Origin of the sequence: Pseudomonas sp. 5C2 (assembly GCF_034314155.1) — a bacterium.
In the GTDB taxonomy this organism is placed as follows: domain Bacteria; phylum Pseudomonadota; class Gammaproteobacteria; order Pseudomonadales; family Pseudomonadaceae; genus Aquipseudomonas.
In genome coordinates, this window is record NZ_JAVIWH010000003.1 from 719,014 (window position 1) to 735,153 (window position 16,140).

Consider the following 16,140-nt stretch of genomic DNA (forward strand, 5'->3'; position numbering starts at 1 on the left):
CCTTCAAAAGTGGGTCTCAGACTAACTTTTTATCTATCGAATGAAAGCGCAAAATTTCGCTTTGAAATATCGAGAAATACGATCATAGGCTGACTCCTTTCAGCCGGATGCCAGCATCCCGTTAATGCCCGACCGACAATACTGCACCGTGACAATCGGACATTCGATCCCGATGAGTGGCACCACATTGTCATTCTGCGTCACAAGAGGTTGTTCCGCAGCCACGCATTGCATAGGCTTGCGCGATTGTTTGCCCTCGCGCCATGCGAGTTGCCACCCGGAGATTGCCAATGGGCCTGAATAACCAGTGGATGCAACGCGACCTTGCGGTGCTGTGGCATCCGTGCACCCAGATGAAAGACCACGAAAGCCTGCCGCTGATCCCGATCAAGAGCGGCAAAGGCGTCTGGCTAGAAGATTTTGAAGGCAAGCGTTACCTGGATGCCGTGAGCTCCTGGTGGGTCAACGTGTTCGGTCACTCGAACCCGCGCATCAATCAACGGATCAAAGATCAGGTCGACCAGCTGGAGCACGTGATTCTTGCCGGTTTCAGCCACCAACCGGTGATCGAACTGTCCGAGCGTCTGATCAAGATGACGCCCGAGGGCCTGACCCGCTGCTTCTACGCAGATAATGGTTCGTCCTGCATCGAAGTCGCGCTGAAAATGAGCTTTCACTACTGGCTCAACCGCGGCCAGCCGAATAAAAAGCGCTTCGTCACCCTGACCAACAGCTACCACGGCGAAACCATGGCGGCGATGTCGGTGGGCGACGTGCCGCTGTTTACCGAGACGTACAAAGCGCTGCTGCTCGACACCATCAAGGTGCCGAGCCCGGACTGCTACCACCGGCCTGAAGGCATGGGCTGGGAAGAACACTCGCGCAACATGTTCGCCGCCATGGAGCAGACCCTGGCTGAGAACCACGACACTGTCGCGGCGGTGATTGTCGAGCCGTTGATTCAGGGCGCGGGCGGCATGCGCATGTATCACCCGGTGTACCTCAAGCTGTTGCGCGAGGCCTGTGATCGGTATGGCGTGCATTTGATTCACGACGAAATCGCCGTCGGCTTCGGGCGCACCGGAACGATGTTCGCGTGCGAACAGGCTGGCATCCGTCCGGACTTCCTCTGCCTGTCCAAAGCCCTGACCGGTGGTTATCTGCCCTTGGCGGCGTGCATCACCACCGATGACGTGTACAACGCGTTCTACGATGACTACTCGACCCTGCGCGCCTTCCTCCATTCGCACAGCTACACTGGCAATCCGCTGGCGTGTGCGGCGGCACTGGCGACGCTGGACATCTTCGAGCAAGACAACGTCATCGAGAACAACAAGGCCCTGGCGCAACGCATGGCCAGCGCCACCGCGCATCTGGTCGATCACCCCCATGTCGCCGAAGTCCGTCAAACCGGCATGGCGCTGGCCATCGAGATGGTGCAGGACAAAGCCACTAAAGCCGCTTACCCCTGGCAAGAACGACGCGGTTTGAAGGTGTTCCAGCATGCCCTCGAACGGGGTGCCCTGCTGCGGCCGCTCGGCAGCGTGGTGTATTTCCTGCCGCCATATGTCATCACCCCGGAAGAAATCGACTTTCTTGCCGAAGTGGCCACCGAAGGCATCGACATCGCGACCCGCACCAGCATCAGCGTTGCGGTGCATGAAAACTTTCATCCAGACTTTCGAGATCCAGGCTGATCCCTTGTGGAAGCGCACTTGCCCGCTCCTACAAGGACCTAAACACTTTCAGAGAACGAACATGAGACTGTCCCGCTTTTTTATCGATGCGCCCTTGAGCCTCGGCGAGCACGAGCTGCCAGAAGCCCAGGCGCACTACATCGGTCGCGTATTACGCATGGCCGAAGGTGACGCGCTGCAAGTATTCGACGGCTCGGGCAGCGAGTTTCGCGGCACATTGCTCGAAGTGGGCAAGAAGCGCGTGCGGGTGCAGCTGAATGAACAGTTTGCCGGGCAAATCGAATCGCCGTTGCGGATTCATTTGGGGCAGGGGCTGTCACGCGGCGAGCGTATGGACTGGGCGATTCAGAAGGCGACCGAACTGGGCGTCAGCGAAATCACGCCCATCGTCAGTGAGCGTTGTGAAGTTCGCCTCAAAGATGAGCGTGCAGAAAAGCGCCAGGCCCACTGGCAACAGATTGCAATCAGCGCGTGCGAGCAATGCGGGCGCTCTGTGGTGCCGGTGATTCATGCGCCCATGGTGCTGGCTGACTGGATCAAGAAGACCGAAGCCGACCTGAAGCTGGTATTGCACCCGGTCGCAGAACCGCTGACCAGCCACAACAAACCCGGCACCCTGGCCTTTTTGATCGGCCCGGAAGGCGGGCTTAATGATGCCGAAGTCGATCAGGCCCAGGATGCGGGCTTCCACGCCGCCCGCCTCGGCCCGCGCGTACTGCGCACAGAAACCGCACCCGTGGTCGCATTGAGCGTGGCGCAGCAATTGTGGGGTGATTTCTAAACTGTCGTACCACACCATCCGTAGGAGCTGACTTGTCTGCAATCCAGTGCGGAGCGCTGGCCAAGATGGTGAGTTCACCACCGCTGGAAGGTCCTTCGGGTCGAGCGCGACCCAGGCTTATCGCAGACAAGGGGGACCAAGCGCCTACGGGTTATGTGTCAAAGCACATAAAACATGATTGCCACAAAGTGCAGCAAACTGCCGGCGATCACGAACAAGTGCCAGATACCGTGCCAATGCCGGAAGCGGCTATCGAAAGCAAAAAAGATAATCCCCACGGTATAAAACACCCCGCCGGCCGCCAGCCAAGTGAAGCCCGCCGTTCCCAGCGCAGCCATCAGTGGCTTGACTGCCACCAGCACGATCCAGCCCATCACCGCGTAGATCACGAGGGACATCACGCGCGCCTCGGAGCGTGGCTTGATCTCCTGCAACATGCCGATCACCGCCAGTCCCCAGACAACCCCGAACAGTGTCCAGCCCCATGGCCCACGCAACGTCACCAGGCAGAACGGGGTGTAGCTGCCCGCGATCAGCAGATAGATCGACAGATGATCAACCTTTTGCATGATCACCTTCGCCCGTCCCCGGACGCTGTGATACACGGTCGATACGCTATACAGCAGCAACAAGGTCACGCCGTAGATCGCCGTGCTGACGATCTTCCATACATCGCCGTCCATGCTTGCCAGCACCAGCATCCAGACCGCACCGACAAAAGCCAGCACCGCGCCGACCAGATGCGTCCAGGCGTTGAAGCGTTCTCCGTGATACATGTTCGCAAACCTCCAAAAACACCGACTGCGCAAGGCTCAGGGTTCTACGCGAAAAGTGCAATGCCCCACGCGGGCCCACGCGATATTTTTAAAGCCCTAAATGCTGAAATCGCTTGCAGCCAGCACGCGCTGAGTTAGGCACAATCCACCTGCTCACATTATTGAAGAGCTACGAATAAGAGTCCCTGCCATGCTGATCGACGAAGAACTGACCCTCAAGAAGCTGGAGATCTTCCTGGCTTTTATGCGCACCGGCAATCTCGCGCGGGCCGCAGTGGAGCTGCAGACCAGCAATGTCAGCGTGCATCGGGCTATCCATTCACTGGAGAGCGCCCTGCGCTGCCCACTGTTCAAGCACGAAGGTCGCAACCTGACGCCGCTCGAAAGCGCTTACGTGCTGGAAGAGCGCGCGCAGAAATTGATTCAGGACGTGGTCGCCACAGTGGAGTTGACCCGTCAGGCCGCCGGCTTTTCAGCCGCACGGTTCAAGTTGGGCTCGCTGTACTCGTTGACCATCAAGACAGTGCCGCAGCTGATCATGGGCCTGAAACTGCGTCGCAGTGAGCTGAACATCGATTTGATCATGGGCTCCAACATCGACCTGTTCTACAAACTGAAGAACATGGAAGTGGACGCGATTCTGGTATCGCTCAATGAAAGCGTCAACGATCTTGACTGCGAACACCTGCCGCTGTTTTCCGATGATATTTTCCTCGCCGCGCCCGCAGAGTCACCGTTTTCACAGCAAAGCGAAGTGGATTTGAGCGATCTGCGCGAAGCGACATTCATTACCCTGGCACAGGGTTTCGCGACGCATCAGGACGGGGTTCGAGTGTTCCAGCAGGCGGGCTTCGAGCCAAAGGTGGCGATGCAGGTCAACGACATTTTCACCCTGCTGAGCATGGTCAGCTCCGGGGTCGGTTATGCGTTGCTGCCAGGACGAGTGGCCGCCGTTTATGAGAATAGGGTGCGCTTGATTCCGTTGCAGGCACGCTATCGGATGCAGCAGCATATTGGTGTCGTGTTCCTCAAATCGAAGGAACGCGACCCAAACCTGCTGGCGTTTGTGGCCGAATGCCGGATGTACGCCAACCGGCATTCGCAGCCTGAGACTTGAAAAGCTTCGTAGCGGGACGCGTAGGTATAAGTGACTATGCGTCCCGCTGCGAATGGCGTTGTTACGCCCCCATAATCCCGCGCACGATGAAGTACAACACCGACGGCCCCAACAGGCAGCCCAACCCGGTGTGGAAGGTCGCGGTCAGGGCGCCGTAAGGCACCAGCCGACGGTCCGTCGCCGCCAGGCCTGCGGTCACGCCGCTGACCGTGCCGGCCAAACCACCGAACACCATCGCCGAGCGCGGGTTATCCAGGCCCATCCAGCGTGCAGCCATCGGTGTGCCGACCATCACAAAAATCGCTTTGATCAAGCCTGTCGCGATGGACAGCGCCACCACATCCGAACTCGCGCCAATCGCTGCGCCGGTTACCGGCCCGACGATGTAAGTCACCGCACCTGCGCCGATGGTGGTCATGCTGACCGCATCACGATAACCGAACATCCAGGCGATGCTCGCGCCAACAATGAACGGCAGTGTGGTGCCCAATAGCAAGGCAACGACCCCTATCAATCCGGCCTTGCGCGCCTCACTGGCTTGCACTTCGAACGCTGTAGCGACAATGGCGAAGTCACGCAACATGGCACCGCCCATCAAGCCGATGCCCGAAAACAGCGTGAGGTCCGCCAAGCCTTTTTGTCCGCCCGTCATGGTACCGCCGACCCACGCCAGTACCAGCCCGATAACGATGGCAATGGCCGAGCCGTGAATGCGCCCGAACGTCAGTCTTCTTGAGATCACCACCGAAATCCACATCACCACGCCGATAAAGGCGAACGCAGTGACCAGGCCGTTATTTGCCAAACCTTTTTCCATGAGCGCCCACATATCAACGCCCCCCTACCGACGTCACACCGGGAATAAGCGTCGGCTCTTCGTCCGGCAAAGGTTCGCCCTTATGAGTTCGACTGATCAGCGCAATGGCACAAGCACAAACCACCACCGAGCCAATGGCCGCCAATACCGCAACCGGTCCACCGTGCAAGGCTGCGACCACGTTCTGTTGCGCGGCCATGGCGACCACGACAGGAATGTACATGGCACCCCAGAAACCCACGCCCAAGTCGCATTCCTTGGTCATACCGCCGCGGTTGTGCATCCACAGACGGGCGCAGATCAACAGGATCATGGCAATGCCAACCCCGCCCACATTGGATTTAACGCCCAGCAGCATGCCGAGCATATCGCCAAGAATGACGCCTGCCAGGGTGCAGATAGCCAGTAAGGCCACACCGTAAATAATCATTATTTTTATCCTCACATTGCGTTGCCGAAGTTGTTGTTTTTATCCTTCGCAGCTGGCGTACGGTCTAGGGGTTGCGGGTTTCCTCCTCTCGCAGCAGCGCACTCAGCGTATCCAGGCGAGCCCCTTGAAAGGCGACTGCCGCTCCTTGTTCGAACACTTTTCTGGCCAGGCACGTCAACACGGTGCCTGGCGGTAACTCGATCTGTAGACGCACGCCGCGCTCATACGCGGTTTGCACGGTGCTGCGCCAATCAATCACCCGGCACATGTTGAACGCCAGGTCGTCGCGTAATTTATCGGCGGTCAGCACCAACCGCGCAGTACTGCCGCTGAGATAGCGCAAGGTCGGGGCCTGCACAGACACTTTGGCAAAAGCCTCCGCCAACGTTACAGCGGGTTGCTCCAACAAGGCGCAATGAGATGGCACACTGACCGCCAGGCGCTTGACCGCCGAAGCACCGATTTTTTTTGCTCGCTCGGCGACCTCTGCCATCGCGCCATCGCTGCCCGCGATCACCAACTGGTTATCCGCATTGATATTGGCAAGATAAACCGGCGTGTCCGGGCCGTGAACCTGCCCGATCAACGCTTCGACAGCAGGTTGATCCAGCCCCATGATTGCAGTCATGCCGTAACCATGAGGGTAAGCGCCCTGCATCAGCTCACCGCGCAGGGCCACCAGACGCACGGCATCGCCAAACGCCAGCGAACCGGCAATCACCGCCGCTGGATAAGCGCCGATGGACAAGCCTGCTACGTAATCGGGGGGGCTTGCGCGCTCGATCAGCACGCGGGCACACGCCACACCCGCAATCAACAAACACAACTGCACGGCGCGGCTATCGGCCAGGGCTTCGACCGAATCGAGTGCCAGTACCTCTTCACCCAGTTCGTCGCTGGCCTGGCGCAGGCAATCGCGGACCAACGTTTCGTCCGGCAAACGATGCAGCATGTGCGGCTGTTGCGCGCCCTGGCCGGGAAACACCATAAGGCTGCTCATGCGGCGTGCTCAATCAATCGCCAAGGATCGCTGAGCAGACACGCGCCCTCAGAAGTTTTAAGCAGGACTTTGCGCGCTGGGCCAGCCCACTCGCGCAAGGCCATACCGCCGCCAGGGACTTGTAATTGCAGATCGATCCGGCAGCCCGTTCGCGTCATCGTCGCATCCAATACGCGGACCAGCTCGGCCGCCTGCTCGCGGCTGAAGAACTGTGGCGTGCGCAAAATCAAATCAAGGTCACTGTCACGATGCAGCGCAGCCAACCCGCTGGCCAGTTCAAAACCGGCACTGCCGCTGACGCCCCACACTAACCCCAGGTCTTCCATCAGCGGCCGAACCTGCGCCAGTGCTCGTAGCGCAGGCCAGTCGCGACCCTCTTGACTCTCCACATGAATGAGTTGCTCCGGCTGCACCTGGCGCTGGACATCTGCGCACTTGATCAGCGTGGCGTAGCGCTGTTCGCGCTGCTGACCACGAACACCGACCGCGATCTTATCCGCTGAGCACACCGCGCGACGCACCACCACTGGATGGCCAAGGCTCAACGCCTCGGCGACCCAGCTCGGCGCATCGTCAGCCAGCGCGTGCACAGGCAACCCCCAGAGCAAGTCGTGGGGCAGCACAGCAACGGAGGCGTTCATTTACCACTGCGCCCGGAGTAATTCACGCACCTTGGCAGACGCCGCACGGTTGCTCGCACCCAGGCGGCTGGCCAGGTCCGTGCCGGTCGCTTGCACATCCTTGATCGCCAGTGTCAGGCACGCCTGAACATGATCAATGTCTTGCGCCGTCGGTTGCTCAATCTGGCTGACGGACAGACTTTCCCACAGCAACCCGAGGGTCGCGTAACTGTCGATGTCGTAGGCCATTGGCGGCACGCTGGCGGCCAGTTTTTCCAGCTCCTCAACGGTGCGCAAGGTGACCCGGGCGGCTGAAGCCTTGCCCATGGCATGCACCATGACGCCCGGGTCACGCAGGGCAATCAGACGGTTGGCCTGATAACCATGAGCCAGAAAGGCACCGGACATGGCCTTGCCCACCAGTAAAGCAATCACCGGATGCCCGGCCAGACGCGCGCGCGCATAGCTGTCCACCGCACCGGCGAGGGCTTGATGAATGCCCAGCGCTTCTTCGCGCCGACCGTACGCCTGGCTCGGCACATCGACAATGACGATCAAGGCGCGCTTGTGCTCACTGCGCTGATCCAGCGTTATCGCGTCATCCACCGCCTTGGCCAATCCCCACCCTTCAAGCAGCCCGACTTCGCCGTTGCGCGCCCGAGGGAAACGGTTTTCAGGGTCAGCGACCACCGCCAGAAAACGTACCGGCTGATCGCCCAGCATGCCGTCGGCCACCTTGAGCGATGCAGGCAAACCCACAACTTCAGTCGCCCCGCCACTCAACGCCAAAAACCAGTGCAACCCGCGTTGCGAATACTCGCTCATGGTTACGTACTCGCTCATGGCCGTTCTCCTTGATAAAGGGTGCGCACCGTCTGTGGATCGATTTGGGGTGCTGTATCCAGCTGCGCCAGGCGCTGCAGAAACAGTGCGTATTGACCGCTGCGTTGCTGTTCAGGCAAACCCTGCTTGAGCCAGGTATCGACCTGACGCTGAATGCTCGTCACATCATCAATCGAGAAACCATCTGCCAAGCCGCTGGCGAAGCGCTGCTCACCCCCGGTCAGGCTCCAGATGAAAGGTCGGTTGCGCGAGTCGTACTCTTCGATGCCTGCTTCCTGCTCAATCACCTGTGGTCCGTTCAAACCCAGACGGGCCTCGCGAGTCACCAATATATAGCTGCATAGACCGGCAGCGATGGACATCCCGCCGAAGCAGCCAACGCTCCCGGCAATCACACCAATCACCGGCTGGTACTGGCGCAAATCGACAATCGCCGCGTGGATATCAGCAATCGCCGCCAGCCCAAGATTGGCCTCTTGCAGGCGCACACCGCCGGTTTCCAGGAGCAACACGGCGGCGGTTGGAATGCCGTTACGGTTGTCCTCGGCGGCCAGTTCCAGCGCACCCGCAATCTTCGCCCCGCCGACTTCGCCGAGGCTACCGCCCTGAAACGCGCCTTCAATGGCGGCGACCACCACCGGCAGGCCGCCGATAGAACCTTTGGCGATCACCACGCCATCATCGGCCTGCGGCACAACGCCTTGCTTGGCCAGCCAAGGCGACATCATCCGGGCGAAAGGGTCGAGCAACTCACGGAAGCTCCCGGCATCCAGTATGGCGCGGGCACGTTGGCGAGCATTGAGTTCGACGAAGCTGTGCTGACGCAATAAACGCGCGTTGTCAGTCATGACCTATCTCCTCGAAACCTTGCTCCAGACGCAACCGCACCACACCCGGCGTCGCGCCGAAATCATGAATATCGATGGCCAGCGCGGGCGGCAATTGCCCGTCGAACATGCGCTCGAACAAGTGCTGCCAACGGGCGGCACTGCCGTTGACCGATGTCACCACCTGTATCGATAGCTTGCCCGGCTGACCCGGCTCAAGCAGGGCTTCCAGATCACCCGAACCGACACAACCCACCAACGCACGCCTCAGGGGCGGCTGCCCGGCAGGGAATTCAAAAGACAGGGTTTCCATGATCAAAAAATCCTCGATTGATCGCCGAGCCCAGGCTCAAGGCTATCGATAAACAGGCACGCGGCGAGCAGGTCCGCAGCGCCACCCGGCGATGCGTTCAGGCTCAACAGCTGTTGATCCAGTTCATGCAGGCAACGCCGACCGCCGAGGCTGGCGCTGCCGCCAGCATCCAGGACCCGTTGCGCGCCGAGTTGCATGGCTTCAAGTCCCGGCTGGCCAGCGCGGTACAGCACACAGGTGTCGGCCAGGGTGGTCATGATCGCCAGCAGCGCATCGAGTCGAGCGCTCTGTTCGCCGTGCCCGGCGGCGCGGCTGCGTTGCAACTGCGGCAGGCCATGTTGGATCACGGCTGGAAAGCCCAGCTGCGCCTGCTCCCGAGCGCCGCGTGCGCCATAACGCTGGGCGACTCTGGCACCGTGGCTGTTCTGCAACGGCGAATGGCGGTCATCGATCAATGCCAGTTTCGCTGCCCGCAGGCTCATGCCCGCCGCCGTGCAATGGCCAGGCTCCAGGGCCACCGCCGTCACCAACAGACCCAAAGCCCAAATAGCCCCACGATGGGTGTTCACGCCACCGGTGGTGTTGAGCATCACCACTTCACCTTCGCGACCGATCCGGCCCACGGCCTCGCGCAGTGGCTGGCCAACGACGCCAAACTCAAGGGCGGCTTCGGCCATGTGCTTGAACGCTGGCCACAACGACAGCGCAGAAGCGTGCATCAAGCCCAGGTGCAGATCCTGATGCGCGCCGCTACCGCGACGGTCGACCAACGCCGGTTTCGGCGACAGGTCTGCTTCATCGATCAGCGCATCCACGGCCAGGTCAGCCAAACGGTCGGCCAACGAAACAACGACAGGTTGCAGGTTGAGTGCGCGCATCACCAGCTCCTGAATTGGGCGGGCGGGTTGTACAGGCCGCCGGACCACTCGACCAGATCGGCGACGCTTTTCGCGGCCAGCAATTCGCGGCTGGCGTCGGTGCGGCGGATGCCCAAATCTTCAGGTAAGGCGATCAAGCCTTCGCGGCGCATGCGCGCTGTATCTTTAGGGTTGTGACGCATGCCGATGGCCGTCACGCCTGCGACCGCAGCGATCATCGCCTGACGCTCTTCCAGAGTCCGCGCCTTGTACAGATAGGCGATGCCTTCTTCGGTGAGCAAGTGGGTCACGTCATCGCCGTAAATCATGATCGGCGCCAGTGGCATACCGCTCTTCTTCGCCACATCGATCGCGTCCAGGGTTTCGACGAACGTCGGTTTACCGCCTTCCTGGAAGGTCTCGACCATCTGCACCACCAGCTTCTTGCCGCGCTCAAGGTAGGCGGCCGGACCGTCACCGGTCTGCTGGCGCATGTCCAGCCAGGCCGGGGTCGCATGACGACGGCCGTGCGGGTCATGGCCCATGTTCGGTGCGCCGCCGAAACCGGCCAGGCGCCCACGGGTCACGGTCGAGGAATGGCCATCGCCATCCACCTGCAACGTTGCGCCGATAAACAGATCAACCGCGTACTGACCGGCCAATTGGCAAATCATCCGGTTGGAGCGCAGCGAGCCGTCACGGCCGGTGAAGAACACGTCCGGTCGCGCAGCGATGTAATTTTCCATGCCCAACTCAGTGCCGAAGCAATGAATGCTTTCGACCCAGCCACTTTCGATGGCTGGAATCAGCGTTGGGTGCGGGTTGAGGGTCCAGTTGCGGCAGATTTTACCTTTCAGGCCCAGAGACTCGCCGTAGGTGGGCAAAATCAGCTCAATGGCGGCCGTATTGAAACCGATGCCGTGGTTCAGCGACTGCACATTGTGTTTTTCATAAATGCCGCGAATCGCCATCATCGCCATCAACACGTGCACAGGCTTGATGTGGCGCGGGTCACGGGTGAACAGCGGCTCGATGTAAAACGGCTGATCCGCCACCACCACGAAGTCGACCCAGGACGCTGGAATATCGACCCGAGGCAGGTCACTGACATCATCCACCAACTGATTGACCTGGAAGATCACGATGCCATCGCTGAACGCCGCCGGTTCGACCAGTGCCGGCGTGTCTTCAGTGCTGGGGCCGGTGTAAATGTTACCGGCACGATCCGCCATGAAGCCGGCCGCCAACACCACGTTGGGGATCAGATCGACCACCAGCCGTGAGTACAATTCGATGTAGGTATGGATGGCGCCGATTTCCAACAAGCCATCTTCCAGCAACTGGCTGATGCGCAGGCTTTGCGTGCCGGCGAAGGAAAAGTCCAGCTTGCGGGCGATCCCGCGTTCAAACAGATCCAAATGCTCGGACCGGCCGACGCTGGGCATGATCATGTGCAGATCGTGCAGCTTGGCCGGATCGACCTTGGCCAGGGAACGGGAAAGAAAATCTGCCTGCTTCTGGTTGTTGCCTTCAAGCACCACACGGTCGCCGGGGGCCAACAAGGCTTCCAGCGCGGCGACGATATTCTCGGTCGGCAATACCACGCCATCGGCGAGAGACCGCACCTGCTCGAGTCGCCGCTGCTTTTCGCTGCGCCGACGCGACCAGCGCGGATCGGGTGTATTTATTGTTGTCATGCTCACTCCACGCGTTTTCGCTGTCGTGAGCCACCTTATGAGGGAATGGTGAAGCGCATCAATCAAGCAAGGGATGAAATCATTACGGCTGGAGTAATGATTTCAGCCAGACGCTGATCCTCTGTAGGAGCTGACTTGTCTGCGATCCAGCGCGAAGCGTTGGAAAAAGTAGTGAATTCACCGCCGCCGGAAGGCCGTGCCGGCCTTTTCGCGGGCAAGCGCGCTCCTACAGTTTGCTGCGCGACAGCGCGGCGTCGAAGACAGGGCGGAATCTCCTACATGGACCCTGTAAATCAAACCGCCCAGTTGATCTGATACCGAGTGCTGCGCCCGCCGCCTGGGAGTTTCTCCAGACAGCCTTTGTCCAACAGATCACGGAGATGCCGGGTGGCGGTGGCTTTACTCACTTTCGCAACGGTCTGGTACTGCGCAGCGCTAATACCCGCGTCGAAACCTGCGCCAGGTTTATCAACCAACACATCCCCGTCGAGTAAACGGTTGAGCACTTTAATTTGCTCGGCAGAGAGGCCGTGCTCGCGGTACTGCTGCCAATAGCGCGCCTTGGCCAGGACTCGGTCAATGCGCTTTATGGCCTGCTCCAGCGTATGCAGCAACGTGTGCAGAAACCACTCCAGCCATGGCGTGATATCCAGCGTAGCCTTCTGACTGGCTTCGAGAATGCTGTAATAGGATTGACGCGCACTGAGGATGCTTGCCGACATCGCATAAAAGCGAATGGACTGATCTTCGCCTTGAGCCAAAGCAAGGTCGGTGATTGCGCGCGTCAGACGACCATTGCCATCGTCAAACGGGTGCACCGTCACGAACCAGAAATGCGCGATGCCCGCTCGCAACAACGGGTCGAGACTGGCGTCTGTACGACTACTGTTGAACCACGCAAGGAAACGAGTGAGCTGTACGTCCAGCCCTGCTCGCGGTGGCGCCTCAAAGTGCACGGTAGGCCGATCCAGCCTTCCAGACACCACTTGCATCGCCTCTTCGCCGCGCAAGGTGCCGACGCGGATACCACGCATCAGCACCGTTTCTTCCGCAGGAAAGAGCAACGTATGCCAGTGCAACAACCGCTCAAGGGTCAAGGGCGACAGGTGTTGCCGGGTGGCATCAAGCATCAGCTCAGCCAAACCCTCGCTGCGTTGACTGACACGCTGATCCCCCGTTAACCCCAGGCGACGCGCCAGAGAAGAGCGCACAGATCCTGCATTCAGCTGCTCACCCTCAATGGCCGATGAGGTAATGATGTTCTGCAGCAACGTATCCAGTTCGGTCTGCGCGCTGGCATCTACCCCTGCCGCACCGATCATTCCCAGCAACCGCCCCTGAGCCTGCGAGCACCCCCGTAACAACGGCGCGAGTCGATCAGCCCGCCACGTGAAATGCGGCCAGTCGGATTGCTGCCATATCCAGTCGGTGGGTTCGTTCATGGGTCGTCCTGAAACGTGTGAGCCGAATAAAAGCGTTATTCGGCTCATTAGGTGAGCCGATTGTGCGATTTATTCGGCTCATCGTCTATATCGCAGGCACGCCCACACCGTCTAAACCAACCCCGCCGCCACCAACAATTCCTCCAGGCCCACCAGGTCCGGGATTTTCGCGACGGTGTCGCCGACTTGCACCGCCGCCAGTTCCAGTTCGGCCAAGGGCACGTCGACGTAGCTGAGTTGGCTGTCGAGTTTGCAGGAGCGAGGAATGCCCTGGGTCAGCAGCGCAATGAACTCAAGGTCGGCGCGGCCACCCAGGGCGTTGAGAACGACGATACGGGCCCGGCCGCCGACGCGGGTGCGGCTGCCGCAGGTGGCTTCGAAGCTGAGCAGCGGCAAGGTGCGGTTACGCCAGTAAATCGGTCCCAGGTACCAGATGGGCGCATCGGGCTCGGCGTTGCTGTCCTGATAGTCGATCAGCTCAGCCACGGCGACGTTGGGCACCAGCAGGTTGCGGTCGCCCAAGGGCAGCAGCAACCCCGTCAGGGTGGTCAGTTGGCTGGGGGTTGCGCTAGACATGTACCGGACTCCATTGGGCGATGCTTTCCAGCAATACTGACTCCTGATACGGCTTGCTCAGGTAGTCGTTAACACCAATAGCCATGGCGTGGTCGCGGTGTTTTTGTCCGGAGCGGGACGTGATCATGATGATCGGCAGGTCTTTGAGCCGGTCGTCATTGCGAATTTTGCTGGCGACTTCGAAGCCGTCCATGCGCGGCATTTCGATGTCCAGCAGCAGAATGTCGGGGGTGTGTTCCTGCAACAGCGCCATGGCATCGATTCCGTCTTTGGCCGTCAGCACACTCATGCCGTTGCGCTCAAGCAGACGGCTGGTGACCTTGCGCACCGTCACCGAGTCGTCCACCACCATCACCAACAACGGACGGGCTTGTGTGACCTCAATGAACTTCGGTGCTCTTTGGCCCGCGGCATGCTGCGCTTGCAGACGACCATACAAGGCGCGGATATGCGCTGGCAGATCGAGAATGAACACCACGCGCCCATCGCCAAGAATGGTCGCGCCGGAAATGCCCTGCACCCCGGCGAATTGCGCACCGAGGCTTTTCACCACGATTTCCCGCGAGCCCGCCAGCGCATCCACCTGCACGGCCACCCAATGGTCGTGCACATGCACCAACAGCACGGGCAACGGCTGGGTCTGGCCGAGCAGTTTGGGGGGCAGGCCATTGTTCAACAGCTCGCCGAGGTAGCGCAGCTCGTAGCTTCGCTCGGCGAAGTGGTAGCGTGGTGGATCGGACAGGTAACAGGTTTCCAGCTCGCCGGGCATCACCCGCACGATGCCTTCGACCGTATTGAGCGGCACCGCGTATTGCTCTTCCCCGCACTGCACCATCAACGCCCGGTTGACCGACACGGTGAACGGTAAACGGATTTGAAAGCACGTGCCCTGCCCCGGCGTCGAGTCAATGACCATTGAGCCGCCAAGCTGTTTGACCTCGGCGTGCACCACGTCCATGCCCACGCCGCGACCGGAGATCTGGGTGACTTTTTCGGCCGTGGAAAACCCGGCCTGGAGGATAAACTGGAGCAACTCGTAATCACTCAGTTCGGCATCCGCTTCCATCAAACCACGCTTTATGGCTTTGCGGCGCACGGCCCCGAGATCAATACCGCCGCCATCGTCACGCATCTCGATGACGATATCGCCGCCTTCGTGAACCATGCTCAGGCTGATCCGCCCCTCTTGCGGCTTGCCTACGGCTCGGCGTTCTTCGGCACTTTCCAGACCGTGATCGATGGCATTACGCAGCATATGCTCCAGCGGCGCGACCATGCGTTCCAGCACGCTACGGTCCATTTCACCTTCTGCGTCACCCACGTCGAAGCGAACCTGTTTATCCAGCTCGCCGGAGACCTGACGCACGATCCGCCGCAACCGTGGGAGCAGGCGTTCGAACGGCACCATGCGCGTGCGCATCAGGCTTTCCTGCAACTCCGTATTGACCCGCGCCTGTTGTGACAACAGCGCTTGCGCGTCGTGATTTCGGGTGTCGAGGGTTTCTTTAAGGTCGAGCAGGTCGGATGCAGACTCGAACAAGGCCCGCGAAAGTTGCTGCAACTGCGAATGACGGTCCATCTCCAGCGGATCGAATTCTTCATAGCCCAATCGCTCGGCTTGCACCTGCTCGCGGCTGAGAATTCGCCCCTGGGTTTCGATGTCCAGACGCCGCAACTGGTCGCGCATGCGCTCGATGGTGGTTTCCATCTCAACCAAAGTGACATGGGCATCGCTGACTTGCTGTTCGATACGCTCCCGGAAGATCGACGTTTCACCCGCCAGATTGACCAGGCTTTCCAGCTGTTCGGCCGCCACCTTGACCGTTTCCGGTGGGGTGCGCTCAGCCTCGGCTTCGGCCGTCGAAGACACTGCCACCGCGCTGGAGGGTGCAGCCTCGCGCGGCGCATCGTCCAGTGTCGCTTTGGCGGTGAGCGACCCCAAGCCGTTTGGGCTGCTGAAACGATGGATGCTCTCGATCAACAACGTGGCGCTGGGCAGCGGATGCCGCGCACGCACGGCGTCAAGCATGCCAGCCAACAGGTCGTGCCCGCTTTGCAACAGGCTGATCAGCAGTGGATTACTGTGCAACAACCCGGCTGACAGGCCTTCATAGAGAAATTCAAGTTCATGGGCCAGGTCGCCAATCGGGGCGATTTCCACCATCCGTGCGCCGCCCTTGAGGGTGTGCAGATCACGCAGCAGGTTTTCCACCTCAACCGTGTTTTGCGGCTCGTCCTGCCAGCGGGTCAAGGCGCCGCCGGAGCTTTCGACAATGTCGAAGCCTTCCTCAAGGAAGATCTCCAGCAATTCAGGGTCGCGCTCTTCGAGGATATCGACCGCTGATCT

At 60.1% G+C, this 16,140-nt stretch carries 15 protein-coding genes and 1 pseudogene; 3 read left to right on the plus strand and 13 right to left on the minus strand.

Annotated elements, in window-relative coordinates:
• The first annotated feature begins 290 nt into the window (after positions 1–290).
• Positions 291–1,697 carry an adenosylmethionine--8-amino-7-oxononanoate transaminase gene (locus RGU44_RS18095; protein WP_322176848.1) on the plus strand — a complete coding sequence of 469 codons (1,407 nt, stop codon included), beginning with the start codon at positions 291–293 and terminating at the stop codon, positions 1,695–1,697.
• Between the two features lie 61 nt (positions 1,698–1,758).
• Positions 1,759–2,478, plus strand: a complete 720-nt coding sequence (locus RGU44_RS18100; RefSeq protein ID WP_322176849.1) for a 16S rRNA (uracil(1498)-N(3))-methyltransferase — start codon at positions 1,759–1,761, stop codon at positions 2,476–2,478.
• A gap of 158 nt (positions 2,479–2,636) precedes the next feature.
• Here RGU44_RS18100 and trhA read toward each other — a convergent pair whose 3' ends face one another.
• Positions 2,637–3,254 carry a PAQR family membrane homeostasis protein TrhA gene (gene trhA, locus RGU44_RS18105; protein ID WP_322176850.1) on the minus strand — a complete coding sequence of 206 codons (618 nt, stop codon included), beginning with the start codon at positions 3,252–3,254 and terminating at the stop codon, positions 2,637–2,639.
• A 190-nt stretch (positions 3,255–3,444) separates the two neighbouring features.
• On the opposite strand from trhA, the gene RGU44_RS18110 reads away from it, so the two are divergent.
• Entirely contained in the window at positions 3,445–4,371 is a 927-nt protein-coding gene (locus RGU44_RS18110) for a LysR substrate-binding domain-containing protein (RefSeq protein ID WP_322176851.1), read from the plus strand.
• A gap of 61 nt (positions 4,372–4,432) precedes the next feature.
• Here the strand turns inward: RGU44_RS18110 and madM are convergent, their stop codons facing one another.
• From madM to RGU44_RS25170, 12 genes and pseudogenes are all read right to left on the minus strand, one after another.
• Positions 4,433–5,200 (minus strand): malonate transporter subunit MadM, encoded by a 768-nt coding sequence (gene madM, locus RGU44_RS18115; protein WP_322176852.1) that lies wholly within the window; start codon positions 5,198–5,200, stop codon positions 4,433–4,435.
• A gap of 1 nt (position 5,201) precedes the next feature.
• Positions 5,202–5,618: a malonate transporter subunit MadL gene (madL, locus tag RGU44_RS18120; protein WP_322176853.1), complete on the minus strand. Its 417-nt coding sequence runs from the start codon at positions 5,616–5,618 to the stop codon at positions 5,202–5,204.
• A gap of 64 nt (positions 5,619–5,682) precedes the next feature.
• Positions 5,683–6,618 carry a malonate decarboxylase subunit epsilon gene (gene mdcH / locus RGU44_RS18125; protein WP_322218420.1) on the minus strand — a complete coding sequence of 312 codons (936 nt, stop codon included), beginning with the start codon at positions 6,616–6,618 and terminating at the stop codon, positions 5,683–5,685.
• On the minus strand, positions 6,615–7,259 hold the full coding sequence (locus tag RGU44_RS18130; RefSeq protein ID WP_322176855.1) for a malonate decarboxylase holo-ACP synthase: 645 nt from the start codon (positions 7,257–7,259) through the stop codon (positions 6,615–6,617). Before RGU44_RS18130 ends, mdcH begins: the two co-directional genes overlap by 4 nt.
• On the minus strand, positions 7,260–8,063 hold the full coding sequence (gene mdcE, locus RGU44_RS18135; RefSeq protein WP_322278471.1) for a biotin-independent malonate decarboxylase subunit gamma: 804 nt from the start codon (positions 8,061–8,063) through the stop codon (positions 7,260–7,262).
• A gap of 14 nt (positions 8,064–8,077) precedes the next feature.
• Positions 8,078–8,929, minus strand: coding sequence for a biotin-independent malonate decarboxylase subunit beta (locus RGU44_RS18140; RefSeq protein WP_322176856.1), 852 nt, complete (start codon positions 8,927–8,929; stop codon positions 8,078–8,080).
• Entirely contained in the window at positions 8,922–9,221 is a 300-nt protein-coding gene (locus tag RGU44_RS18145) for a malonate decarboxylase subunit delta (RefSeq protein WP_219063991.1), read from the minus strand. Before RGU44_RS18145 ends, RGU44_RS18140 begins: the two co-directional genes overlap by 8 nt.
• A gap of 2 nt (positions 9,222–9,223) precedes the next feature.
• Positions 9,224–10,099, minus strand: a complete 876-nt coding sequence (locus RGU44_RS18150; RefSeq protein ID WP_322218422.1) for a triphosphoribosyl-dephospho-CoA synthase — start codon at positions 10,097–10,099, stop codon at positions 9,224–9,226.
• A complete protein-coding gene (gene mdcA, locus RGU44_RS18155) occupies positions 10,099–11,775 on the minus strand; it encodes a malonate decarboxylase subunit alpha (RefSeq protein WP_322218424.1) in 1,677 nt (558 codons plus the stop codon). Before mdcA ends, RGU44_RS18150 begins: the two co-directional genes overlap by 1 nt.
• Positions 11,776–12,068: 293 nt before the next feature.
• Entirely contained in the window at positions 12,069–13,217 is a 1,149-nt protein-coding gene (locus RGU44_RS18160; protein ID WP_322218426.1) for a Fic family protein, read from the minus strand.
• Between the two features lie 111 nt (positions 13,218–13,328).
• On the minus strand, positions 13,329–13,793 hold the full coding sequence (locus RGU44_RS18165) for a chemotaxis protein CheW (RefSeq protein WP_219063987.1): 465 nt from the start codon (positions 13,791–13,793) through the stop codon (positions 13,329–13,331).
• Positions 13,786–16,116 (minus strand): annotated as a pseudogene (locus RGU44_RS25170) (response regulator); the annotation flags it as partial. The pseudogene RGU44_RS25170 and the gene RGU44_RS18165, both read right to left, overlap by 8 nt.
• Positions 16,117–16,140: the final 24 nt, after the last annotated feature.

Bases quoted from the DNA above. Each gene is read 5' to 3' on its own strand.
- trhA (WP_322176850.1), bottom strand. From the start codon at position 3,254: ATGTATCACGGAGAACGCTTCAACGCCTGGACGCATCTGGTCGGCGCG.
- RGU44_RS18095 (WP_322176848.1), top strand. From the start codon at position 291: ATGGGCCTGAATAACCAGTGGATGCAACGCGACCTTGCGGTGCTGTGG.
- RGU44_RS18160 (WP_322218426.1), bottom strand. From the start codon at position 13,217: ATGAACGAACCCACCGACTGGATATGGCAGCAATCCGACTGGCCGCAT.
- RGU44_RS18150 (WP_322218422.1), bottom strand. From the start codon at position 10,099: ATGCGCGCACTCAACCTGCAACCTGTCGTTGTTTCGTTGGCCGACCGT.
- RGU44_RS18165 (WP_219063987.1), bottom strand. From the start codon at position 13,793: ATGTCTAGCGCAACCCCCAGCCAACTGACCACCCTGACGGGGTTGCTG.
- RGU44_RS18145 (WP_219063991.1), bottom strand. From the start codon at position 9,221: ATGGAAACCCTGTCTTTTGAATTCCCTGCCGGGCAGCCGCCCCTGAGG.
- madL (WP_322176853.1), bottom strand. From the start codon at position 5,618: ATGATTATTTACGGTGTGGCCTTACTGGCTATCTGCACCCTGGCAGGC.
- RGU44_RS18140 (WP_322176856.1), bottom strand. From the start codon at position 8,929: ATGACTGACAACGCGCGTTTATTGCGTCAGCACAGCTTCGTCGAACTC.
- madM (WP_322176852.1), bottom strand. From the start codon at position 5,200: ATGTGGGCGCTCATGGAAAAAGGTTTGGCAAATAACGGCCTGGTCACT.
- RGU44_RS18130 (WP_322176855.1), bottom strand. From the start codon at position 7,259: ATGAACGCCTCCGTTGCTGTGCTGCCCCACGACTTGCTCTGGGGGTTG.
- mdcA (WP_322218424.1), bottom strand. From the start codon at position 11,775: ATGACAACAATAAATACACCCGATCCGCGCTGGTCGCGTCGGCGCAGC.
- RGU44_RS18100 (WP_322176849.1), top strand. From the start codon at position 1,759: ATGAGACTGTCCCGCTTTTTTATCGATGCGCCCTTGAGCCTCGGCGAG.
- mdcH (WP_322218420.1), bottom strand. From the start codon at position 6,618: ATGAGCAGCCTTATGGTGTTTCCCGGCCAGGGCGCGCAACAGCCGCAC.
- mdcE (WP_322278471.1), bottom strand. From the start codon at position 8,063: ATGAGCGAGTATTCGCAACGCGGGTTGCACTGGTTTTTGGCGTTGAGT.
- RGU44_RS18110 (WP_322176851.1), top strand. From the start codon at position 3,445: ATGCTGATCGACGAAGAACTGACCCTCAAGAAGCTGGAGATCTTCCTG.